20 protein-coding genes and 2 pseudogenes are annotated in these 23639 nt (G+C 51.6%); 7 read left to right on the top strand and 15 right to left on the bottom strand.

The genetic code is table 11. The annotated features are described in order from the left end of the window. Positions 1 to 12: 12 nt before the first annotated feature. Genes BJF97_RS31840 through BJF97_RS31850 form a run of 3 tightly spaced genes read left to right on the top strand, consistent with a single transcriptional unit; the run spans position 13 to position 1998 of the window. Complete coding sequence (locus BJF97_RS31840; protein WP_032440575.1) at positions 13 to 480, top strand: DotD/TraH family lipoprotein; 468 nt, start codon at positions 13 to 15, stop codon at positions 478 to 480. Beyond that, complete coding sequence (locus BJF97_RS31845) at positions 477 to 1295, top strand: type IV secretory system conjugative DNA transfer family protein (RefSeq protein WP_064357938.1); 819 nt, start codon at positions 477 to 479, stop codon at positions 1293 to 1295. Before BJF97_RS31840 ends, BJF97_RS31845 begins: the two co-directional genes overlap by 4 nt. Next, positions 1273 to 1998, top strand: a complete 726-nt coding sequence (locus tag BJF97_RS31850) for an ATPase, T2SS/T4P/T4SS family (protein WP_070083116.1) — start codon at positions 1273 to 1275, stop codon at positions 1996 to 1998. Before BJF97_RS31845 ends, BJF97_RS31850 begins: the two co-directional genes overlap by 23 nt. Here the strand turns inward: BJF97_RS31850 and BJF97_RS31855 are convergent. Further along, the gene (locus tag BJF97_RS31855; protein ID WP_000509966.1) at positions 1995 to 2600 is read right to left on the bottom strand and encodes a recombinase family protein; all 606 of its coding nucleotides are present in this window, start codon (positions 2598 to 2600) and stop codon (positions 1995 to 1997) included. The two genes, BJF97_RS31850 and BJF97_RS31855, sit on opposite strands and share 4 nt — an antisense overlap. 94 nt (positions 2601 to 2694) lie before the next feature. Here BJF97_RS31855 and BJF97_RS31860 point away from each other — a divergent pair, with 94 nt between their 5' ends. After that, positions 2695 to 5592, top strand: a complete 2898-nt coding sequence (locus BJF97_RS31860; protein WP_001553819.1) for a Tn3-like element Tn5403 family transposase — start codon at positions 2695 to 2697, stop codon at positions 5590 to 5592. A 376-nt stretch (positions 5593 to 5968) separates the two neighbouring features. Here the strand turns inward: BJF97_RS31860 and BJF97_RS31865 are convergent. From BJF97_RS31865 to BJF97_RS31900, 8 genes and pseudogenes are all read right to left on the bottom strand, one after another. Further along, a pseudogene (locus BJF97_RS31865) lies at positions 5969 to 6169 on the bottom strand (IS1 family transposase); the annotation flags it as partial. Positions 6170 to 6385: 216 nt separating this feature from the next. Next, positions 6386 to 8062: a glycoside hydrolase family 13 protein gene (locus BJF97_RS31870; protein WP_063933596.1), complete on the bottom strand. Its 1677-nt coding sequence runs from the start codon at positions 8060 to 8062 to the stop codon at positions 6386 to 6388. 16 nt (positions 8063 to 8078) lie between these two features. Beyond that, on the bottom strand, positions 8079 to 9728 hold the full coding sequence (locus tag BJF97_RS31875) for a glycoside hydrolase family 13 protein (protein WP_063933594.1): 1650 nt from the start codon (positions 9726 to 9728) through the stop codon (positions 8079 to 8081). A 70-nt stretch (positions 9729 to 9798) separates the two neighbouring features. Continuing rightward, positions 9799 to 10893 (bottom strand): ABC transporter ATP-binding protein, encoded by a 1095-nt coding sequence (locus tag BJF97_RS31880; protein ID WP_063933592.1) that lies wholly within the window; start codon positions 10891 to 10893, stop codon positions 9799 to 9801. 58 nt (positions 10894 to 10951) lie between these two features. Beyond that, positions 10952 to 12313, bottom strand: a complete 1362-nt coding sequence (locus tag BJF97_RS31885) for a family 4 glycosyl hydrolase (protein WP_063933591.1) — start codon at positions 12311 to 12313, stop codon at positions 10952 to 10954. Positions 12314 to 12348: 35 nt separating this feature from the next. Further along, complete coding sequence (locus BJF97_RS31890) at positions 12349 to 13194, bottom strand: carbohydrate ABC transporter permease (RefSeq protein ID WP_063933589.1); 846 nt, start codon at positions 13192 to 13194, stop codon at positions 12349 to 12351. After that, the gene (locus BJF97_RS31895) at positions 13194 to 14195 is read right to left on the bottom strand and encodes a carbohydrate ABC transporter permease (protein ID WP_063933587.1); all 1002 of its coding nucleotides are present in this window, start codon (positions 14193 to 14195) and stop codon (positions 13194 to 13196) included. Before BJF97_RS31895 ends, BJF97_RS31890 begins: the two co-directional genes overlap by 1 nt. 68 nt (positions 14196 to 14263) lie before the next feature. Next, positions 14264 to 15478 carry an ABC transporter substrate-binding protein gene (locus BJF97_RS31900; protein WP_063933585.1) on the bottom strand — a complete coding sequence of 405 codons (1215 nt, stop codon included), beginning with the start codon at positions 15476 to 15478 and terminating at the stop codon, positions 14264 to 14266. A 219-nt stretch (positions 15479 to 15697) separates the two neighbouring features. Here BJF97_RS31900 and BJF97_RS31905 point away from each other — a divergent pair, with 219 nt between their 5' ends. After that, positions 15698 to 16633, top strand: coding sequence for a LysR family transcriptional regulator (locus BJF97_RS31905; protein ID WP_063933583.1), 936 nt, complete (start codon positions 15698 to 15700; stop codon positions 16631 to 16633). 59 nt (positions 16634 to 16692) lie between these two features. Here the strand turns inward: BJF97_RS31905 and BJF97_RS31910 are convergent, their stop codons facing one another. The 6 genes from BJF97_RS31910 to BJF97_RS31935 all read right to left on the bottom strand — a co-directional run bounded on the left by BJF97_RS31910 (position 16693) and on the right by BJF97_RS31935 (position 22535). Beyond that, positions 16693 to 16959 (bottom strand): PTS transporter subunit EIIB, encoded by a 267-nt coding sequence (locus BJF97_RS31910; RefSeq protein WP_063933581.1) that lies wholly within the window; start codon positions 16957 to 16959, stop codon positions 16693 to 16695. Between the two features lie 164 nt (positions 16960 to 17123). Continuing rightward, complete coding sequence (locus tag BJF97_RS31915; protein WP_077270246.1) at positions 17124 to 18701, bottom strand: carbohydrate porin; 1578 nt, start codon at positions 18699 to 18701, stop codon at positions 17124 to 17126. 279 nt (positions 18702 to 18980) lie between these two features. After that, positions 18981 to 19961, bottom strand: coding sequence for an IS5-like element ISKpn26 family transposase (locus BJF97_RS31920; protein WP_000019450.1), 981 nt, complete (start codon positions 19959 to 19961; stop codon positions 18981 to 18983). Between the two features lie 277 nt (positions 19962 to 20238). Beyond that, positions 20239 to 20520 carry a helix-turn-helix domain-containing protein gene (locus tag BJF97_RS31925; protein ID WP_000780222.1) on the bottom strand — a complete coding sequence of 94 codons (282 nt, stop codon included), beginning with the start codon at positions 20518 to 20520 and terminating at the stop codon, positions 20239 to 20241. Further along, the gene (locus BJF97_RS31930; protein ID WP_000493286.1) at positions 20501 to 20830 is read right to left on the bottom strand and encodes a type II toxin-antitoxin system RelE/ParE family toxin; all 330 of its coding nucleotides are present in this window, start codon (positions 20828 to 20830) and stop codon (positions 20501 to 20503) included. The genes BJF97_RS31925 and BJF97_RS31930 overlap by 20 nt, the downstream gene beginning before the upstream one ends. A gap of 682 nt (positions 20831 to 21512) precedes the next feature. After that, positions 21513 to 22535, bottom strand: a complete 1023-nt coding sequence (locus BJF97_RS31935) for an IS110 family transposase (protein ID WP_000156887.1) — start codon at positions 22533 to 22535, stop codon at positions 21513 to 21515. A gap of 145 nt (positions 22536 to 22680) precedes the next feature. On the opposite strand from BJF97_RS31935, the pseudogene BJF97_RS34900 reads away from it, so the two are divergent. Both BJF97_RS34900 and BJF97_RS31945 read left to right on the top strand, forming a co-directional pair. Further along, positions 22681 to 22809 (top strand): annotated as a pseudogene (locus BJF97_RS34900) (IS6 family transposase); the annotation flags it as partial. Positions 22810 to 22871: 62 nt separating this feature from the next. Further along, positions 22872 to 23576 (top strand): IS6-like element IS26 family transposase, encoded by a 705-nt coding sequence (locus BJF97_RS31945; protein ID WP_001067855.1) that lies wholly within the window; start codon positions 22872 to 22874, stop codon positions 23574 to 23576. Positions 23577 to 23639: the final 63 nt, after the last annotated feature.

The raw sequence follows: 23639 nt of genomic DNA on the forward strand, positions 1-23639 counted from the left end.
CTGAGGTTCCCCATGATAGAAAAGCTTCTGGCCACGGTAGTGGCTTCGTTCATGCTGGCCGGCTGCCAGCAACCGAAATCCGTCATTACGGCGCCGTACGTTCCGCCGGAAAAAACGTCACAGAACGTCTCGGTAGTGCGAGCTCAGCAATACCAGCTCTGGGACGAGAAGGTCATCAATATCCGCACACCGCTACCGGCAGACACGATATACGCTAACAGCACGCGCCTCTCACTCGACTGGGACGGCGATGCGATCGAACTGCTGGCCCAGTTGGCCAGACAGCGCGGTCTTCAGTTTAACTACAGCGGCGTCCACCTGCCGTTACCGCTGAACATTCATGTCCGCGATATGACGTTCCAGAATCTGCTGCGCCTTGTCGAATCGCAAATCAGCTGGCGTGCCACGCTGCACCAGTATCCGGGCCTGCTGCAGGTCGAGTTTATGCCGGTGAAAGCAACGCCGGGGGGCCGCCGATGAAACATACCGCTATCGCGCTGCTCTGTCTGTGTGTCGCCGGATATGCGATGGCAGACGACAGCGAGCCGTCAATCCCACAGGGTATGGAACACTACCTGGACATCAGCAATGACAGTGAGAGTGACATCACTGACGCCCGGGCCGCCGTCATCCGATCAGCAGGTCACACCATCGGATTCCGGGGCGGGAAAGCGCAACGTGCATTTGAGCTGGTTAACGCGCTGAAGGCCCGGGAAAGCGCGCTGAATGCCCTGTATGACTTCAGAACGCTCGTCAGTCAGGAAGGCTGGTTACCGCCTGTCATCGACGAAGCGCAGGATGTGGCGCATATCACCGACGATCAGATCCGCACCGCAAGCCGCGTGTACCAAATCATTCTGCCGGAACGCTTTGTCAGTAACCCGCCGTCCTGGCGCCGCTGGTTACTGGCCGGGTTGAGCACGACATCCCCCTCTGCCCAGGAAGGTGGCGTCATCCCCAAAAACAGTGATGAACAGAAAATCTGGCAGGAAGCGGTGGAGAAAGGCTGGCAGGACGGACGTGACGGTGCCGATCACACGCTGGAGGCCAACTTTAACCGCCTGACCCGGGATTACCGGGGCATGTTGCTCTACTCACGCCTGTTGCGGGAAGGCTATATCTCTCGCCCGGAAATTACCGAGCAACAACAGAGCGTCAGCGGCGGCCATAAAAAACTGGTCACAGGCGATCGCGTCCGCAATCTGCGCAGGCATGCCGAGTTCAATCCAAATAAAGGTCACTGGAAACCGGTCATCAACACGGAGTCACACCATGAATCCCACCAAACCTTCTGATCCCTCCACCTCCGATCTTGAAATGTTTGATTTCGGTGGTGCGGTTAATGTGCAAAGTTACAAAGCCTTTCTGGTATGGGCAGCCAAAAATGCCGTCAGCGACATTCACGTTCAGGGCAGCAACCCCATCGTCATCGAACGCTATGGCCGGATGGTACCGGTGACGCCCTTCTCGTTACCGGACAATATCCTCTCGGACATTATTGACGGATTATTTGACCCGGAACTTCGCGCTAAGGTCCGGGGAGGAACCCCCCAGGACCGGGCCATACAGCTCGATGGGGATCAGAATAAACGCTATGGCCTCGATCGCGGTGAACGCCTGCGCTTTCGCTGCAATGTTGTGCAGGCAACCGCAGCCAACATGCTGACCACCTGTGCCATGACACAGCGCGTCATCCCGACAGCCATTCCTGAGCTGGAAGCGATGGGGATCGAGCCGGACCTGTTTGAAGCACTGCTGCCCCATAAAGGCCTTGGTCTGGTCTGCGGTGAAACCGGGTCAGGGAAAAGCACCCTGCTGGCCGCCATTTACCGTTACTGTGCGAACCTCTTCCCTGACCGCAAAATCACCACCGCTGAGGATCCGGTGGAGTACATTATCGGCCGTAAAGGCGATGTGCTGCCGGCGACACAGCTGGAGCTCGGCCGGGATGTTGCCACCTTGGGGTCGGTTCCGGCTGAGGGCGAAATGACACCCTAAGCGTTAGCTCTGTGTCGTTGCACGATGTCAGCGACGGTATTCTTGCTGATACCGAGCTCGCGTGCGATCCAGCGATAGCTGCGTCCCTCGGCCCTCATCGCAACCACCTTAGGCAAAAGTCGGTCTGATTTTGGTCGCACTCCGGCCTGACGACCAAGCCTCTTACCACGTGCCTTCGCAACAGCAAGGCCTGACTTGACCCGCTCGCTGATGAGATCCCGCTCAAACTCCGCAATGCCGGAAAGAAACGTCGCCAGCATTCGTCCATACGGCGACGAAAGATCGAACGCCATTCCATTCATGGCTATCACGGAAACCTTCCAGTTCTCCAGTTCACGTAGCGTATTGAGCAGATCGAGCGTCGAGCGCCCCCACCGGGAAAGCTCAGTGACCAGGATTGCATCAATTTGTCTGGACTGGGCAAGCGCCAGGACTTTCTTTCGCTCGGCCCGGTCGAGTTTAGTTCCTGAACCTGTTTCCTTAAATATTCCCACCACGTCGTAGCCGGCACGGCCGGCGAAGGCTCGCAGATCAAATTCCTGGCGTTCACAAGACTGATCCGCTGTTGAAACCCGGCAGTAAATGGCGGCACGATGTCCCAATTGAACCCTCCTGGATTTTTGTATCGGAACGCCCTGATTTATATGGGCTGGCTGTTGTCCAAAACAGACTATACTTCAAAAGGGACGAATTTGTATGTCACGACGCCATATTTTCACCGAACGGCAGCGAGCAGCGCTGTTCGATCTGCCCACGGACGAACTGTCGCTACTGAAGTTCTACACGCTGGGCGATGATGACCTGGAAAACATTAGGCAGCGCCGCAGACCGGAAAACAGGATTGGCTTTGCCCTGCAACTTTGTGCCTTACGATATCCGGGCCGTGCACTGGCTCCTGGTGAGATGATCCCGCGTGAAGTCCTTTCCTTCGTCGGTGCTCAGCTTGGAGTTCCGGCTGATGCGCTTCTCACTTATGCCACACGGCGCCAAACCCGTCAGCAGCACATGGACACGCTGCGCGAAATTTACGGCTACAAGACCTTCACGGGCCGTGGTGCCCGTGATCTGCGGGAGTGGACTTTCGGCCAGGCCGAAGATGCCAGATCAAACGAGGATCTTGCTCATCGTTTTATTGTGCGGTGTCGGGAAACTTCCACCATTCTGCCCGCAGTATCGACAATCGAGCGCTTGTGCGCGGATGCTCTGGTCGCCGCTGAGCGGCGGATTGAAACGCGGATTGCAGAAAATTTAACAGCGGATGTTCGCGATCACCTGGACAAACTTCTGAGTGAAATGCTCGCCGGCAATATCAGTCGTTTCATCTGGCTTCGCAACTTCGAGGTTGGTAACAACTCGGCTGCTGCTAACCGTTTGCTCGACAGGCTCGAATTTCTGCGTACCCTGAATATCAATCATAGTGCTTTGGCCAGCATACCTGCCCATCGCATTGCCCGGCTGCGTCGGCAGGGTGAACGCTACTTCACCGACGGTTTGCGTGACATCACTTCGGACCGCCGCTGGGCGATCCTTGCCGTCTGTGTTGTGGAGTGGGAAGCGGCGATTGCTGATGCCATAGTCGAAACCCATGACAGGATCGTAGGAAAAACCTGGCGGGAAGCGAAGCGCCAGCATGACGAAACAATTTCCGGCTCTAAAGCCACACTCACGGATACGATCCGTACCTTCACCGCGCTGGGAGCTTCGTTGCTTGAGGCCCGCAGTGACGGAACCCCGCTGGAGATGGCTGTCGCCAGTTCGGTTGCATGGGACCGGCTCGCTCAACTGGTAGCGACAGGGACTCAACTCAGCAACACGCTAGCCGATGAGCCTCTTGCATATGTCGGGCAGGGATACCATCGCTTTCGTCGTTATGCGCCCCGCATGTTGCGCTGTCTGAAGCTCGAAGCCGCGCCGGTCGCCGGACCATTGGTAGCAGCAGCTTTGTCGATCGGAGAGATGAAAGGTGTTGCATCGCCAGAAAGACGTTTCCTGCGGCCCAGCTCCAAATGGAACCGTCATTTACGAGCTCAGGAAAAAGGAGATACCCGTCTTTGGGAAGTGGCGGTACTCTTTCACCTCCGGGATGCTTTTCGTTCCGGAGATGTCTGGCTCGCTCATTCGCGCCGCTATGGTGACCTCAAGCAGGTACTGGTGCCGATGATCGCGGCGCAGGAAAATGCAAAACTGGCCGTGCCTTCCAACCCACAGGATTGGCTGGCAGACAGAAAGGCGCGACTCACGATCGCTCTTAAGCGGCTGGCCCGGGCTGCCCGTAACGGCACTATTCCGCACGGTAGCATAGAAGATGGAACGTTGCGGATCGACAGGTTGACAGCAGACGTGCCGGATGGTGCCGAGGCACTCATACTGGATCTGTATCGCCGAATGCCGTCCGTTCGGATTACCGACATGCTGCTTGAAGTTGATGCAGCCCTTGGTTTCACAGATGCGTTTACCCATCTGAGAACCGGGGCTCCATGTCGCGACCGGATCGGTCTGCTCAACGTCCTGCTCGCTGAAGGGCTCAATCTGGGCCTGCGTAAGATGGCGGAAGCTACAAACACGCATGATTACTGGCAGCTCTCACGCCTTGCCCGCTGGCATGTTGAAAGCGAAGCCATGAACCAGGCATTGGCAATTGTGGTGGCCGCGCAGGGTAAACTGCCGATGTCACGCGTCTGGGGGATGGGCACGTCAGCATCGAGCGATGGTCAGTTTTTCCCGACAGCGCGGCATGGCGAAGCCATGAACATGGTCAATGCCAAATATGGTTCTGTTCCCGGCCTCAAAGCGTATACTCACGTAAGCGACCAGTTCGCGCCATTCGCTTGTCAGTCGATCCCGGCGACCGTGAGCGAGGCACCGTATATTCTCGATGGACTACTGATGAACGAGGTCGGTCGCCATGTTCGCGAACAGTATGCCGATACAGCAGGATTCACCGACCATTTGTTCGGAGCCAGTAGCCTGCTCGGCTACAATCTCGTTCTGCGAATCAGGGATCTGCCATCGAAGCGGTTGTACGTATTTAATCCCGATACGACCCCCAGGGAGTTACGCAAGTTGGTAGGTGGAAAAGCCCGGGAGGATCTTATCGTTGCGAACTGGCCTGATATTTTCCGTTGTGCCGCGACGATGACCGCTGGCAAAATCAGGCCCAGCCAACTCCTGCGCAAGCTCGCTTCTTACCCACGACAAAACAACCTTGCAGTTGCGCTTCGTGAAGTTGGTCGTATTGAACGGACCCTTTTCATTATTGAGTGGATCCTGGATACGGACATGCAGCGACGTGCTCAGATCGGTCTTAACAAGGGAGAGGCCCACCATGCGCTCAAAAATGCGCTCCGTATCGGGAGGCAGGGGGAAATTCGCGATCGCACGACAGAGGGGCAGCACTACCGAATCGCTGGGCTCAATTTATTGACTGCGGTGATCATTTACTGGAATACCGTCCATCTTGGTCATGCCGTCACGGAGCGGCGGAACGAAGGGTTGGATGTTCCCCCTGAATTTCTTCCCCACATATCCCCATTGGGCTGGGCGCACATTCTACTGACTGGCGAATATCTTTGGCCCAAGGAACCGAAAGCTTAGGGTGTCATTTCGCCCTCAGCCGGAACCGACCCCTTTTCATTTGATGATGCACTTGATAATGATTTAGAAGAGATGACGGTAGGTTTTGAAGCTCAGTCACCGAATGGCAAGGGATGTTTAGTGAAATTTGAAGAAATTTCATTTTCCAGGAGCACACTGAACCTGCTGCGGGACGGGAATTAATTGACCACATATTGTATCAGGCAGGTGAACAGTCTGGCTGCCTGATACTATGGGAAACAGTATACGTTCAGCTGTTCATCAAAAAACAAGGTCGCTGACTTCAATCAATTTTGTTGCAGGCATGCCATTTCTTAAATAGTCGTTCGAGATTAACCAGTGATGCAGTTTTATTATTTCGGGTGATGACTCCAACTTACTGATAGTGTTTTATGTTCAGATAATGCCCGATGACCTTGTCATGCAGCTCCACCGATTTTGAGAACGACAGTGACTTCCGTCCCAGCCTTGCCAGATGTTGTCTCAGATTCAGGTTATGTCGCTCAATGCGCTGAGTGTAACGCTTGCTGTTAACGTGCAGCTTTCCCTTCAGGCGTGATTCATACAGCGGCCAACCGGGCTGAGCGATGCCGATCATAGCACCAATCCTTTGTCTTCCGGGGCGTGAGAAGCCCATCCTGACCCCGCGCTCATACGCCCACTTACCCAGAGATTTTGCGACAAACTCGCTATTATTAGCGCGACGGAATATGCCCTTTCACTACTTTAAAACCTGCGAGACCGCGACAGCCGGGTCTGCTATTCGGCGTGACCCGGTTGCGTGCGGCAGAGGTTAATCTACCAAATAAGTCCTTGTTTCGTAAGGTTTAAGTTTAAACTGGCTGGTTGGCTCGTGTGGGGGGACCGGGTAGTTGTTCAACCGCAGATTGTGGTGTTCGAGCAGAATATCCTGTTGCCGATATTGTGCCTCGCTGGCGCTCATATTGCAGATAATCACCGCGTGTTGCCCCTCCAGAGAACGGGTATAGGCGTAGATCTGCGGGTCCTCGGCCATCAATAACCCATAGTCTCCATAGACCAGAACTTTCTCGTCTTTGCGTAGTTGAATCATCCGCCGGTAAAAGTTGAGGATCGAATCTGGCTGCTCTTGCTGCTGCCGCACGTTGATGGTGATGTAGTTTGGGTTCACCTTTATCCACGGGGCTGCAGTCGAGAAACCGGCATTCGTACTGTTATCCCATTGCATCGGCGTACGCGAATTATCCCGGGAGGTCAGCGACAGCAAGTCTATAATAGTGCGATCGCTGAACCCCTCTTTCTTCATTTTCCGGTAGAGGTTCTTCGCTGAGACGTCATTAAAATCGTCAAGGGAGGAGAATGACGTATTGGTCATGCCGATCTCCTGTCCCTGATAAATAAATGGTGTCCCCTGCATCAGGAAATACATGGCGGCGATAGAGGTGGCGCTTTCCCGCCAGAAACGTTCACTGTCACCCCATTTTGAGATAATTCGCGGTATGTCATGGTTTTCAACGTACAGAGCATTCCAGCCCACACCATGCAACTGCTCCTGCCAACGAGAGAAAATGGCTTTCAGGGCGCAGAGATCCAGCGGTTTTTTCGTGTCATTGTCCCATAACTTGACATGTTCAAACTGGATGAGCATGTTTAAACGGTTATGTCGCTCGGCAACCCAATCATCAGCTTGCTCTGCGGAGACGCCATTCGCTTCGCCCACCGTCATAATGTCATAGTGTGAGAAGGTATTGCGGCAGATATCATCGAGATAATCAAGTACGCCATCGACATTCAGATGCTTTTCAAGAGAGGGCACGTATTCCAACTGCTGCGGGTTGGGCATATCGTCAAGACCGGCCTCTTTTTTCATGTGGCTGATGGCGTCAATACGAAAACCATCAATACCTTTATCCAGCCACCAGCGGATCATCTCATACACGGCATGGCGGACGCCCTTATTGTCCCAGTTCAGATCCGGCTGACGGCCGGAGAACAGATGCATAAAATATTGTCCGCTTTGAGCATCCCATTTCCAGGCCGACTCCTTGAAGATGCTTTCCCAGTTATTGGGCTCTTTACCTGATTTGCCGTCCCGCCAGATATACCAGTCGCGTTTAGGGTTATCCTGCGATGAACGGGACTCTAGAAACCACGGATGTTCATCGCTGGTATGGTTAACTACTAAATCGAGGATCAGCCTCATTCCACGGGCATGCACTTCCCGAAGCAGGCGATCGAAATCGGCCATGGTGCCGAATTCATCCATAATGGCCTGATAATCGCTTATGTCGTAGCCATTATCGTCATTTGGCGATTTAAATATTGGGCACAGCCAGATTAAATCGATACCCAGTTCTTTCAGGTAATCGAGCCTTTCAGCAACACCGTTTAGATCGCCGATGCCATCGCCGTTGGTATCCTTAAAACTGCGCGGATAAATCTGATAGGCCACCACTTCTTTCCACCAGCGAGGGGTGATAGTCTTAGACATGGTTATTTCCCTTTTATCAGTTATTCAGCCATGAAATGGCAAAAGATTCATAAGGTTGCAAAGTGATTTCTTCAGCCAGGCCGTGACGTGGAGGATAATTACCGATCAACCATTCGCCTTCAATATTGCGGATTTCGGCCGGCAGCGGCAACTGAACCTGATGGCCGCAGAAATTGCTGATCACCACAATATGCTCATTATCTAATATACGCAGGTAGGCAAACACCTCCTTATGCGCTTCCAGTAATTGCTGATATTTACCCCAGGTAATGATCGGTTTATTTTTGCGTAAAGCGATCAATTTCTGATAGTGAAAGAATATCGAATCCGGATCGTTTAAAGCGGCCTCAACGTTAATTTCCGTGTAGTTTGGGTTGACCTTTAGCCAAGGACTAACACGGCTAAAACCGCCGTTGGCTTCATTGCTCCACTGCATGGGCGTACGGGCATTATCCCGGCCGTTGGTATAGATACCTTCCATCATTTCTTCAACCGGTACGCCGGCCTCCGTACGCTCGGCGTAGAGATTCAGCGATTCAATGTCCTGATAATCCTCTATTTTCGGAAAACGAACGTTGGTCATGCCAATCTCTTCACCCTGATAAATGTACGGGGTGCCTTGCATAAAATGTAGCGTGGTGGCGAGCATTTTCGCCGACTCCACGCGGAAGCGGCCAGGATCGCCATATTTCGACACGATGCGAGGCAGATCGTGATTGTTCCAGAATAGCGAGTTCCAGCCGCTGTCGACGAGCGCGGTTTGCCATTTATTGAAGACTTGTTTCAGTTTGATCAGATCAAAGGGCTGAGGCTGCCATTTGCCGTGCTGCGGGTGATAACCGATGGTGATATGCTCAAACTGGAAGACCATCGACAGCTCATTACGCGCGGGATCGGAGTAGAGTTTCGCCGTCTCCGGCGTTGCGCTCCAGGTCTCTCCCACGGTTAGAACATCCCGTTGACCAAAGGTCGCCCGGTTCATCTGCTGGAGCAGGTGGTGCAACTGCGGTCCGTCGGCCATGATCTCGTTATCCACATCTTTACCAATCAGATCGATAACGTCCATGCGAAAACCGCCGATGCCCTTATCCAACCACCAGTTCATCATCTTATGGATCTCAGCCTGTACCTGCGAATTTTCCCAGTTCAAGTCCGGCTGACGTTTAGAAAACTGATGGAAGTAGTATTCGCCGCTCTCCTCATCAAACTCCCAGCCACTGCCGCCAAAATAGGAGTGAAAATTATTCGGTACCGAGCCATCGCCCTTCGGCTTGCGCCAGATGTAATAGTGGCGGTAGGGATTATCTTTTGATTTTTTCGCTTCGATGAACCACGGGTGTTCATCGGAAGTGTGGTTGACGACCAGATCCATCACTATCTGGATATCCCGTTTTTTCGCTTCGGCAATCAGGGTTTCCATTTCATCGAGCGTACCAAATTCGGCTGCGATATTTTGATAATCGGAAATATCATAGCCATTATCGTCCATCGGTGATTGGTAAACTGGGGATAGCCAGATGATATTGATCCCCAGCCTCTGCAAATAGTCGAGTTTGCTGATAATACCCACAAGATCGCCGATGCCATCATTGTTGGTATCGCAGAAGCTGCGCGGATAGATCTGATAAACCACAGCATTATGCCACCATTTCCCTGTATTTTGCATGTATTGAATCTCCCGGATTGAAAAAGAGTACGCAGCATAACGCTGCGTTTAAGAAAGTATTAATAACTTGTCAGCAACGCAGAAAGGCGTTGCCGTCACCATCAAACAGGTAGCAGTGCTCAGACGGTAAAGATACGCCGACATCTTGCCCGGCTGAAATCGGGGAACGCTCGGCATTACGTACTACCCAAGGCTCGCTGGCGTTGCCGTTGTCCAGATAAAGATAAGTCTCGTTGCCCATATGTTCGACAAACATTACATTGGCTCGATAGTGCGAGTCGTCCATCGAACCCCAAAGAATGTGCTCCGGACGAATGCCGAGGTTGACGCTCTGGCCTTCCGCAGTTTGTGGCGTGCTGATTGGCAACAGCAGCTGTTTACCATTATCCAACTGCACCAGACTCTGGGTTTCGCCGGCTCGCGCAAGCATCGCCGGGATCATGTTCATTTTCGGCGAACCGATAAACTGGGCGACGAATGCATTGCCCGGATGATCGTACAGCTCTAATGGCGTTCCCACCTGTTCTATATGGCCTTTGTTCAACACCACAATACGGTCGGCGAGGGTCATGGCCTCCACCTGATCATGGGTCACATAGATGATGGTTGACCTCAGGCGTTTATGCAGGTTGGCTATCTCCATGCGCATCTGCACTCGTAGCGCTGCATCAAGGTTTGATAGTGGTTCATCGAACAGAAACAGTTTGGGTTCGCGGGCAATGGCCCGGCCAATGGCAACACGCTGACGCTGACCGCCTGAGAGATCTTTCGGCCGCCGCTGCAGCAGCGGCCCCAACTGTAGGATGTGCGCGCTATTCTGGACTCTGTCGTCGATCTCCTTTTTCGATTTTCCCGCCAGTTCCAGACCAAAGGCCATGTTCTGATAGACGCTCATATGCGGATATAGCGCATAAGACTGGAATACCATGCCGATACCGCGCTCTGAAGGGGTATCATCGTTGACATAGGTTCCATCAATAAACATGCTTCCGCTGGAAATATCTTCCAGCCCTGCGATCATCCGCAGCAGGGTCGATTTACCACAGCCTGAGGGCCCGACGATAACAATGAACTCGCCGCTGTTGACTTGTAAATCCAGGGATTTGATGACTTGGGCATTTTCACCGTAATTTTTACTTAGCTTCTCTAATTTTAAGTGCGACATGGTATACATCCTGTGCGGTAAAGGCGCTCCGTTAACGGAACGCCTATAATCAACAACGTTATTTCAGGTAATCAAGGTATGGCCGCTGGCTGGCGATCATCAGATCCACCAGTTCAGGAATATGTGCGCATTTATTGTTAACTGAATCCACCAACAGTGCCTGGATCACCAGATCCCGGGATTGATTCAGCACCGCCTCGGCAGTCAGGTCATGTATCGCCACCTGGTTGGTGAGAAGACCGGCAATCCCGGCAGGCACATTCACCTCGATCCCGTGTATCCCTTTACTGTCGATAATGGCGGGGACCTCAACGGCAATAAATTCCGGCAACTGCTTAATAAAGCCTTTGTTCGGGATATTTACCGCCGCCTCTTCATAACTGGCATCGGTCAGAATACCTTCGATAATCGGAACTACCCGTTCTTTCAGTTTTAGCTCGATAACCGGCTGCACATGGCCGAGATAATCGCGGTAGAAGGTGTAGAAATCTAGGATGCCGCGGTGATCGCTCATCTCATAGGCCCAGCTGATATACTCGCCGAAATGGCTGTCCCCGGTGATCGGTAGGTAGTGGAATCTCTCAAGGATCGCCTTAAACAACTGGCGATCGGCCCACGTGAAGGCGCTATCCTGGCCCCCCAGCGAGTGCCGTTCGGTAGCCCCTTCGGTGTTGATCAAATGGCCGTATTTCTGGGTATACGCCAGGATGTCGCTGTAGCCCGGTAATTTCTCGAAATAGGCTGGGGCGTTGGCGCGAATATCCGCATAAGCATCTTCGCCGCTGCGACGGTAGCGGGCTTCAAGCAATACCGAGAAGTGGTTAAGACCGCCGGCGCGCAATTGCAGATCCTCAAAAGGCGTATGCAGAATTTCCGGCAGATAGCGTTCCAGCGAGGCGATCTCATGGCACATGCCGACGAAGTTCAACTGCGGGAAACGACGGTTAACCGTGGTGCAGATACGGCTCATCGGGTTGGAATAGTTGAAGATCCAGGCATCCGGGCAGATATCGGCAATATCCTGACAAATCGCCAGAATGGGCGGAATGATCCGTAACGAATGGAACAGTCCACCGGGGCCGCCATTCTCTCCGTAAACCTGCGGGATGCCATATTGCTGGGGCAGTTTCCAGTCCATATCCCACAGCGCAAAACGATCTCCAACCTCAATAGAGATCATGATGAACTCCGCACCCTGTAGCGCTGCCTGCCGATCGGTGGTCGCGGTTACGCTGAACGGAATATCATGGGCGGCAATAAAGTTTTTCGCCGTCTGTTCCGTGGCGGCGAGCGCCACCGGATTGATATCGTGTAAGACTATCTCGCTACCGGCTAAGGTGGAACTTTGAAAAATATCGCCAAGGGTGCCGTAACCAAATTGTGCGCTTCCGGCGCCAATAAGAACAATTTTTGTGCTCATGGGGTTGCTCCTGATGGAAGAAAATAATGAGGCCATTAACCTTTAACGGCACCACTGGTTAAACCACTAACAATGCGTTTCTGGAAAATCAGCACCAGCACGATGATCGGAAGGGTGACCACCACCGACGCGGCCATAATGTTGCCCCAGGGCAACTCAAACTGAGACGCGCCTTGTAACATGCCAATCGCCACCGGTACGGTGCGTTTCTCGTTGGAGATGACGAATGTCAGGGCGAACATAAATTCGTTCCAGGCTCCAATAAAGGCCAGCAAACCGGTGGTGACCAGCGAGGGCCCCATGATGGGGGCGAAAATGCGGCTGATAATCACCCACAATCCGGCTCCATCGACGATAGCGGCCTCTTCCAGCTCAACCGGCAGCGACTTCATAAAGGTGGTCAGTACCCAGACGGTAAAGGGTAGGGAGAAGGTGGTATAGGAGAGGATCAGCGCACCGAGTGAGTCATACAGGCCAAGAAAACGTACCAACTCGAACATTCCGGACAGCACCGCCACCTGGGGGAACATAGAAACACATAGGATGGTGAACAGGATATATTTGCGTCCTTTAAATGTGATCCGCGCGAGAGCAAACGCAGCGGTGATGGAGACCAGCAGACAAATGCCCACTGTTACCGTCGCCACAATAAAGGAATTCAGCAAACTGCGGGCTATACCGTTGACCATCAGCGCGCTGACGTAGTTTTCCCAGTGAAATGACGTCGGGAGATACTCGGTCAGGAACAGCTCCTGGCCGGTACGCAGCGAGGTCAGAATCGCATTATAAAAAGGGAAGACGCAGACCACGCTGACCAGCGCAGCCGCTGCGTATATCAACGTCTGCTGCGTTATCCGCCGTTGACGACGAGTGAGTTTCATTATTTATCCTCCGTGTCGCCGTGATTCATGCGGCCGATATACAAGAAACAGGCGGCAATACCGGCGACCATCATGAATACCAGAACCGAAGAGGCCGAGCCGGAACCCATTTCCTGATACGAGACCATGCGGTCACGGGCGTAACCGGAAATGGAAATTGTGGCTTCGCTGTTGGAGGTCAGGACATAAATTAGGTCGAATACCCGCAGGGCATCCATTACCCGGAAAATTAAGGCAACGATCATCGCCGGTTTGATTAATGGCAGGGTGATGCGGGTAAAACGCTGCCACGCCGTCGCACCGTCAACTCGTCCTGCTTCATATAGATCAGCGGGGATCATCTGCAGGGCGGCCAACAACATCAGCGCCATAAAGGGGATGGTTTTCCACACATCGGCGATGACAACCGCCCACATAGACAATGTGGGTTCGGCAATCCACGCCAACGGGCTATGGATAATGCCTAAGTGGGTGAGCAGGTCGTTGATCACACCATATTGATCGTGGAACATCCAGCCCCACATCTTAGCGGTGACGATGGTCGGAATCGCCCAGGGAACTAGAATGGCCGCCCGTACGATGCCCTGGCCGCGGAATTTCTGGTTCATCAGCAGGGCCAGCAGCATGCCGAAGAACAGTTCTAAGGAGACCGAAACGGCGGTAAACCAGAGAGTGTTCAGCACTGCTCGCCACCACAATGGATCGGCTAGCACGCCGTAGCTTTCGCCGTCCGCCCAAGAGAGGTAATTGTCAAAACCGACTAGGTTATACTCGCCAGGGGTATCGAGTGCAGCATCGGTAAAGCTATAAAACAGCGTACGTAGTAACGGCCAACCGGCGACGGAGGCTAACAAAATCAATGCCGGGGCCACCAGCAGCCAGGCTGCCCGACTGCGTCGTTGCTGTAGGCTGCGCTTATTCTTACGAGCGGGGCCCGCTCCTGTCGGCGCCTTGCTGAGGCAGCTTCCTTTGGCAAGCAGCGGTTCAGAAGAATGTTTCATCAACGTTATACTCCAGTGTGTGCAAGCGGGATATCATGCTGCCCCACAGTGGGACAGCAATGCGGGGCTTACTTCCACGCTTTACCTTTGATGCGTTTGAGTTTGCTTTCCAGTTCAGCAATGGCTTGTTCTCCGGTAGCCCTGCCGCTGAGGACATCGTAGGCGGCGTTAAACACTGCTTTTGAGACTTTCGGGAACTGGGATTTAGTTTCAACAGCCGGGCGAGGAACGGCAGAGGTGAAGACCTGTTTAAAATCGGCGAGATAAGGTGCCAGTGCTTTGACTTCTGGATCGTCATAGACATCCAGGCGCGATGGTGCCTGACCGGTGATTTTGAACTGCATTTTTTGTGAGTCGGCATCCGTCAGGATACGCACCAGCTTGATCGCCGCCTCAGGGTGTTCGGTATAGGCGCTGACCGCCCACTGCCAGCCGCCGAGGGTCGAAGCATGCTGACCGTCGGCACCGCCTTTCGGTACCGGAATAATGCCGACGTTATTTTTTATGGGACTGGTTTTGTCCTGGGCCAGTACATAGGCGTAAGGCCAGTTACGCATAAACGCCGCATCGCCATTCTGGAACACCGCCCGTGACTCTTCTTCCATGTAACCGAGGGCGCCCTTCGGAGTAATTTTGTCGATCCAGGCTGCCGCCATATTCAGCGCTTTTGCCGCCTGCGGGTTATTGACGGTGATCTTACCGTCCTTATCGATAATCGTGCCGCCGTTATAGGAGTAAATCCATTCCAGCGCATCGCAGAACAGTCCTTCATAGGCTTTTCCCTGGAAGACATATCCCCAGAAGTTTTTATGCCCTGCTTCGCGTTCGCCTTGTTGAATTTTTGCCGCGATACGGGTCAGCTCCTCCCAGGTTTCCGGTGGCTTTTCACCGTATTTCGCTAGCAAATCCTTACGGTAGTACATCACCCCGGTGTCGAGGAAAGCTGGAATTGCTTTGACCTTACCGTTGACGACGTCATTATTCCACGCCTGAGGGAAGAACTGCGGTTGCAGGTCTTTGACTTTATCGGTCAGATCCAGCAGGTGTTTATCAAGCACCCCTAGCCATACGGTATCGGACTGAAATACATCCACCACTTTGCTATCTTTGGCGGCGAAAATTTGTTGGAACAGCCCCAGTTTTTCATCAGAGGCGGGGGGTAACTGAACAAACTCCAGTTTGTCAGTGGTTTCTTTTTCAAAACGGGCTTTGATGTAATCGCAGTATGTTTTTGCGGAACCGGTACTGCCACACTCCATTTTTAGCGTATCGGCATGTGCCATGTTTGATGCACCAAGAAACAACGCAGATATAATCAGCGTCAGGTTTTTTTTTTCATTGCAACCTCTCGTTATTGTTCTCTATGAGTTGACTAAAAAAAACGTCCTTGTAATCAGCCGAACGCCATCCTGTCATCAGGCAGAATAGAGATCGCGGCGAATAAAAAGAAATGACTTCTTTACAAAGTGATATAGAATTTATCTATATGCATAAAACAGAGAGTGATCATGGATAAAATTTTGCAGCAATTCCTTGAGGTAGCTTCTTTACAAAATGTGAGCCATGCGGCAAAAAAGCTCTTTCTGAGCCAGCCGACGCTAACGCATAACATGAAAAAACTGGAGGAATCATTGGGTGTTCAATTGTTTGTGCGCACATCGAACGGTATCAGACTGACGGAATTCGGCGAAGTGCTCCGCGATCAGGCCCGCGTGATGCAGCGGGTTTATGACAGTACCTTGTTGAAAATAGAACAGCTTAAAGCGCGGCATGAACGGGAGCTGAAAATCGGCACTGGCCATGCTTGGTGGTTTCTTTTTTTAAGCGATACGATTTGTGACTACCGCCAGGTTCATCCGGGGGCCAATATCCATATTGATGTCGGCAATCACCTGCGACTGATGGCGCTTTTGCTGAGCGGCGATCTTGATTTGTTTGTCGGTCATGAGATCATCGGACTGAATAAACGAGCCGGGGTGTCGTTTATTCCGCTGTTCTTGACCCAGGACTGGCTATATGTCCGCAAAGAGCACCCGCTGGCTACGCGGGTATGCAGCAATCAGGATCTTGAAAACTATCCTATCATTGAAGTTACGCCGGATGAGCACCGTCATCAGTTCGTAGTTGAAGATTTGCAGCCTAAAAAGCTGGAGCGCGAGCAGCTAAAGTTGACGGAAAAAATCCTTTATCGCAGCAATTCACTGTTTACCTGTATGGATATTGCCAACCGTTCCAACGGTATCCTGCAGTTTCCGAAACATATGGCGGCCTACTTTAAGCGCTTTAATCTGGTGAATCTGCAGATGAGCGAAGAGTACCAGCGGAAAGGCAATGTCGGGATTTACTTGATTCGTGAACGCCAGCACGATCTGCATATCCAGGATATTCAAGAGATCATACGGAGAAATGTAGATAAAATAGGCGCTAACGTCGAATGACCGCGTTCGCGCAAGGTAGCCTGACGGATCAAGCTACCTGCCGTTGTCGCCGAGCTTGACTATTGGTGGTTGACGTCGGGTGCCAGCATCGGGTTTAGTTCATCAAAGACGGACTTTACGGTACCGAGGCCGAGGATAATTTGATACTGACCGCCGGTGTGGAAAGATCCGCTGACGGCACTGAGTGAGGTTATTCGTTCCTCGTCGACCCACGAATCATCGTTAAGCGTAAAGCGCAGGCGTGTTGCGCAATAAACCAGCGACACCACATTTTTTTTACCGCCCACGGACTCTAAAATCGTCTGCGCGACCGTTTTCACATCCATCACTCTTCCTCTTTCTATAGTCAATGTGCCGTCATGCTAATTTTTAGCTTGGTAATATTGAAATGCTTTTTTTACCTTAGGATATAGAAAAAATCTATACCTCAATATAAATGAAGTTCGGGAAACCCTGACACTGATCTCCCGATGATTTTTACCACATTAAATCAGAACCACGTTTCCATCTGTATACCGAAGTTCCACTGGCCGCCGGCGGTGAACCCGGAGGTTCCGAAGGAATCGGTGGTGGAGTAATTATCCAGCGATTTATCCCAGTTCATGTAAGTGGCGAACAGTCTGATTTCCGGACGCTCGAAAAAGTTTGTCGGATCCGTCAGTTTAAAGGTTGGCGCAAAGGTTAATTTATAAAAATCACCTTTTGCTTTGCCATTATCATTAAATCCTTTGCTATCTAAATTCATATACTGGTAGCCCGCCTCATACTGCAGGGCAAAGTTTTCGGAAAGCCCCTGGATCAAGCGGACATTAAGCGTTGCCCAATCATAACGATCCGACTGCAGGTAGCGGTCATGGCTACGTTGCGCCAGCACCATCGGGGCAATGCTCCAGTTTTTGCTCAGAGGAGTAATACCATACGAAGCGAAACGCCAGGTGTTGGCATCCTCGGTCAAGTATCCGTCGCTACCGATAGCTTTCACCTCGGCGCCTAAACCCTTACCATAGAGGATCGCGGTTTTCGAGGAGCCTTCACGCAGGCCATAAAAACTATCATTGTGTAACGCCAGAATGCTATGGACACCATATTTCGCGGCGTGGGTGTCATCAATGCCATCATTGATACGTTTATTATTATCCTTCGATCTCAGCCCGCTGACCATAATCTGCAGAGGACCAATGCGGTTATTAGTGGTCAGGATATAGTTCTGAATATAAGAGTCCTCTGTGCCAGTGGTGTTATTAAACGCTTCGTTCGAGTCATCATCAATATCGGCAAAGTTACGGCCGTATAATGAGAAATTACTTTTAAATGAATCGTTCCACTGCACATCATAAACTCCTCCGCCGGTACCCCCGAGGAAAATAATATCCGAGTCCAGCCAGTGAATATCAAAATTATCCCGATCAAAGCGTTTACCTGCCCAGATAGTGGCATTCTTCATGGGCGCATAATCAGAGAAGGTCGGCAGATCCGACATTTCAACAAACAGTTCACGAACGTTCAGTTCACTACTGTCAGATGTCCAGTCGTTATAGTTTCTCTGGCCATCGGCAATCTTGGTCCGATAACGCATTTTTGCGCCATTATCATAGGTTTTAAGATATTCAAGATTGGCTTCGACATAGGTGTTTTGTTCATTGCCAAGACGGCCCACTGCGCCACCGGAGCCACCGGCTGGGGTCAAATAAGGCCCCATCTGCGTAGCAGAACCTGTTCCATTAGTTATGATCCCCGAACGAGCATAGCCACCAAATTTAAACTCCCCGGTATTACTGTTTTCAGCCAGTGATTTTTTATTCTCTGCCTGAGTATGCATCTGTGATTCTACTTGTGCAAGGCGGTTTTCGCTCTTATTACTTCGTCCTTCTGCAGCAATAGCCTTGCTTTCCGCAACTGCCGCCCTTTTTTCCGCACTTTCTGCCCTTGCTTCTGCATTCTTAAGGCTTTGTTCTAATTGTGTGAGGCGGTCAGCGAGGGACTGGAGTGTGGGTTCAGCGCCAATCACCTGCCCAGATACTACCGTAGCCAATAGAGATAGTGTTAATCCTGTTTTTTTCATTATCATTTTCTCTTATTATATACCATCATTAAAAACATCGAGTTTATTGTTGGGTAAATGTTATTTTTAAATATTTCCTCCAGACATTGTCAATGCAATGGATATCTTTTCAATAATCACAAAACCTTTATAGGTTAGGGAAGGTGCGAATAAGCAGGTCATTTCTTCCCAAGCTGACTCGCTGATTAAAATTTCGCGGATCTGGGCCGATTTTTTTCCCGCAAACACATCGAATCAGCCTATTTAGGCTATTTTTTCCACCATTTCTGGCGTTATTTCCGGTTTTTACTGAGATCTCTCCCACTGACGTATCATTTGGTCCACCCGAAACAGGTTGGCCAGGGTGAATAACATCGCCAGTTGGTTATCGTTTTTCAGCAGCCCCTTGTATCTGGCTTTCACGAAGCCGAACTGCCGCTTGATGATGCGAAACGGGTGCTCCACCCTGGCACGGATGCTGGCTTTCATGTATTCGATGTTGATGGCCGTTTTGTTCTTGCGCGGATGCTGCTTCAAGGTTTTTACCCTGCCGGGACGCTCGGCGATCAGCCAGTCCACATCCACCTCGGCCAGCTCCTCGCGCTGTGGCGCTCCTTGGTAGCCGGCATCGGCTGAGACAAATTGCTCCTCTCCATGAAGCAGATTACCCAGCTGATTGAGGTCATGCTCGTTGGCCGCGGTGGTGACTAGGCTGTGGGTCAGGCCACTCTTGGCATCGACACCAATGTGGGCCTTCATGCCAAAGTGCCACTGATTGCCTTTCTTGGTCTGATGCATCTCCGGATCGCGTTGCTGCTCTTTGTTCTTGGTAGAGCTGGGTGCCTCAATGATGGTGGCATCCACCAAAGTGCCTTGGGTCATCATGACGCCTGCTTCGGCCAGCCAGCGATTGATGGTCTTGAACAATTGACGGGCCAGTTGATGCTGCTCGAGCAGGTGGCGGAAATTCATGATGGTGGTGCGATCCGGCAGGGCGCTATCCAGGGATAATCGGGCAAACAGGCGCATGGAGGCGATTTCGTACAGGGCATCTTCCATGGCACCGTCGCTCAGGTTGTACCAATGCTGCATGCAGTGAATACGCAGCATGGTCTCCAGCGGATAGGGCCGTCGGCCATTGCCCGCCTTGGGATAAAACGGCTCGATGACAGCGGTCATATTCTGCCATGGCAGAATCTGCTCCATGCGGGAGAGGAAAATCTCTTTTCGGGTCTGACGGCGCTTAGTGCTGAATTCACTATCGGCGAAGGTGAGTTGATGGCTCATGATGTCCCTCTGGGATGCGCTCCGGATGAATATGATGATCTCATATCAGGAACTTGTTCGCACCTTCCCTAAGTCACCGGCGGCTTGCCTGCCACACATTGAACATTACAGACCAATTAGCACTTTGTCACCGGGGAAAGATGTAAAGATTATGTATAAATAGATTGGCTTAGAAGTGACATTTCAACTTTGGAGAAACAGGTGACATTTTAAACTTGCTTTAACAAAATTTTGGGACTGACCGAAACAAAAAGGCCAGCCCCGGAGGGCTGGCTATTCAGTACAGGGCAATGACAGGTTTCTTGATGCCGCAGGCGTGAGCGTAGCGGGTCAGTGTGTCGATGCTGGCTTTGGTGATGTTGTTTTCCAGGCGAGAAATAACCGGAGGTGTAACCCCCATGCGTTCAGCAACCTGCGCTTTTGTCAGGTTGTCATGCTTGCGCCATTCAGCAAGCAGCTCCCTGAGCTTTTCCTTACGTTCTTCTTCCTGCCATGCAGCGCGATATTCATCGTCCTGCATCCACTCGTTATGCAGTTCTTTATGGCTTACCAGTTTCATTAAGTACCTCCGCTAACCGCTTTTTGGCGAGATCGATTTCTTTCGCTGGCGTTTTCTGTGACTTCTTGATGAAAACACGGAGCATGATGATGGTATTGCCTTTGTGGTATACCCAGATTCCCCTGGCTATGTCCGTCCCCATCGTGCGGATCTCAAAAAGTCCATCGCCCAGGGGCTTCGTGTCCGGCTCCCGCAGTAATCGGGCGTCATACTCCAGTTTGCCGATGAGACGGTCAAACTTCACCCTGATTTTTACGGGTAATGCTGTGGCTTCTTCCCTGGCTTCCGGGTGATAAACAACGCTAAACATGTGACCTCCCATTTCTATTAATATTAACCTATAGGCTAATTTCAGACAAGGTAGAATTAACCTATAAGCTAATTTTGTTGGCAGTTATCGTGGCTACCCGGTCACTACCCTGTTAGCGTGAGTTTTCGTTCCACTGAGGAACGGGGATTTATGCGCGTTAGCGCATGTAAGGCGGCAGGATGAAATGACAGGTAGAACCGAGGGTTAGCCGCCGATACCAGTGAGGGATCGAAAGGGATCGCCTATCCATCCCTTCACCCTGCAAAGCCATATTCCGCTAAAAGCGGCTCAGAGGCTTTTGTGCGCGGTCGGAGTGGTCACAACAAGGCGAAGCCGCAGTTGGGGCGTATCTCCGCGTTAGCGGGTCGTAAGAGCCGCTTACGAGCGTGTAGGGGTCAGTTTGGATATAGAGAATTATTGTACTATAAGGACTTCCCCGGCATGTCAAAGCCGGTATTTATGGTTTCTGTCTGCTCTTCAGTAAAAATAAAGGGGAGAGACTGCGGTACTATAAACGGCCATGATGAATCGTCATCGATTCGGGCCCTGATGAAAGACGCGCGTGAGGTTCTTGTTCGTTAAGCGGATACGTATATCCTGTACAATAGCCAGATAGGCCTCACGGGGTCTAACCCTTTATCATCAACGAATTGCAGGTCAGATGGTTATACAGCTTCGAGCTTTAGTTGACTGAGTACAGCCGGAAATCATCACCGTAATGTAGTGATGCCCAACACAGCCGCGCATTTTTGGCGGCGATGGCCACAACAGCCCGCCAGTACCCTCTGCGCTCAACCAACATACAAACCCAACGGCTGAATGAGTCAGTCCTTTTCCCGGCGCCAATAAGCACTGAACGAGCCCCCTGAACCAGAAGCGTTCGCAGATACGAATCACCGGCTTTTGTGATCCTGCCGAGTTTCGACTTTCCCCCGCTGCTGTATTGTGATGGCGTCAGCCCCAGCCAGGCTGCCAGTTGACGTCCATTTTTAAAATCATGTGCATTACCGATACTGGCGACCAGTGCACAGGCCGTTGTGGGACCAACGCCCTTTAGCTCCATCAGCCGCTGACTGCGATGATCTGTTTTGGCTATGTGGGACAAAATTCGGTCATATTCAGTGATGTTAGCTTCAATGCGATCAACGTGTTCCATCAAATCATCAACACATTGCTGAACCTGAAGCGGTAAAGAGCTCTTCTGCACAGAAACCATGTGGCGCAGGGCATCAGCACTTTGTGGCGCGATGACACCGAATTCAGATATCAATCCTCGCAGACGATTATACGTTGCTGTTTTCTCTTCGATAAAACCCTGACGGGTACGATGTAAACACTGCATGGCCTGCTGGCTTTCGTCTTTCACTGGTACGAACCGCATATGCGGACGACGAACAGCTTCACAGATAGCCTGAGCATCAGCTGCATCATTTTTTCCTGATTTTCCGGCCATACGATAAGGCGATACAAACTTAGCAGCCATCAGACGTGGCTCATGACCATACTGCCGAAACAATCTTGCCCAGTAGTGAGCCCCGGAGCATGCTTCCATCCCGATAACACAGGGAGGCAAACTTGCAATTAACTCAGGAAGTGCAGCACGCGATACTTTAGGCTTAACCAGAACAGTTCTACCATTTTGATCAACACCGTGAACAGCAAACACATTTTTAGCAAGATCGATACCGACAGTCGTGATAGTCATAACGAATTCCTCCGGGACGATGTGTACCCCATGATTGCACAAGAGTTAATCAGGCGCATAATCAGGGGAAGTCCCTTCCATTGGCACTGTTGCAAATAGTCGGTGGTGATAAACTTATCATCCCCTTTTGCTGATGGAGCTGCACATGAACCCATTCAAAGGCCGGCATTTTCAGCGTGACATCATTCTGTGGGCCGTACGCTGGTACTGCAAATACGGCATCAGTTACCGTGAGCTGCAGGAGATGCTGGCTGAACGCGGAGTGAATGTCGAGGCACTGTTGCAAATAGTCGGTGGTGATAAACTTATCATCCCCTTTTGCTGATGGAGCTGCACATGAACCCATTCAAAGGCCGGCATTTTCAGCGTGACATCATTCTGTGGGCCGTACGCTGGTACTGCAAATACGGCATCAGTTACCGTGAGCTGCAGGAGATGCTGGCTGAACGCGGAGTGAATGTCGATCACTCCACGATTTACCGCTGGGTTCAGCGTTATGCGCCTGAAATGGAAAAACGGCTGCGCTGGTACTGGCGTAACCCTTCCGATCTTTGCCCGTGGCACATGGATGAAACCTACGTGAAGGTCAATGGCCGCTGGGCGTATCTGTACCGGGCCGTCGACAGCCGGGGCCGCACTGTCGATTTTTATCTCTCCTCCCGTCGTAACAGCAAAGCTGCATACCGGTTTCTGGGTAAAATCCTCAACAACGTGAAGAAGTGGCAGATCCCGCGATTCATCAACACGGATAAAGCGCCCGCCTATGGTCGCGCGCTTGCTCTGCTCAAACGCGAAGGCCGGTGCCCGTCTGACGTTGAACACCGACAGATTAAGTACCGGAACAACGTGATTGAATGCGATCATGGCAAACTGAAACGGATAATCGGCGCCACGCTGGGATTTAAATCCATGAAGACGGCTTACGCCACCATCAAAGGTATTGAGGTGATGCGTGCATTACGCAAAGGCCAGGCCTCAGCATTTTATTATGGTGATCCCCTGGGCGAAATGCGCCTGGTAAGCAGAGTTTTTGAAATGTAAGGCCTTTGAATAAGACAAAAGGCTGCCTCATCGCTAACTTTGCAACAGTGCCAGAAGGACATT

Source organism: Klebsiella sp. LTGPAF-6F, from assembly GCF_001753185.1.
Lineage (GTDB): Bacteria > Pseudomonadota > Gammaproteobacteria > Enterobacterales > Enterobacteriaceae > Klebsiella > Klebsiella michiganensis.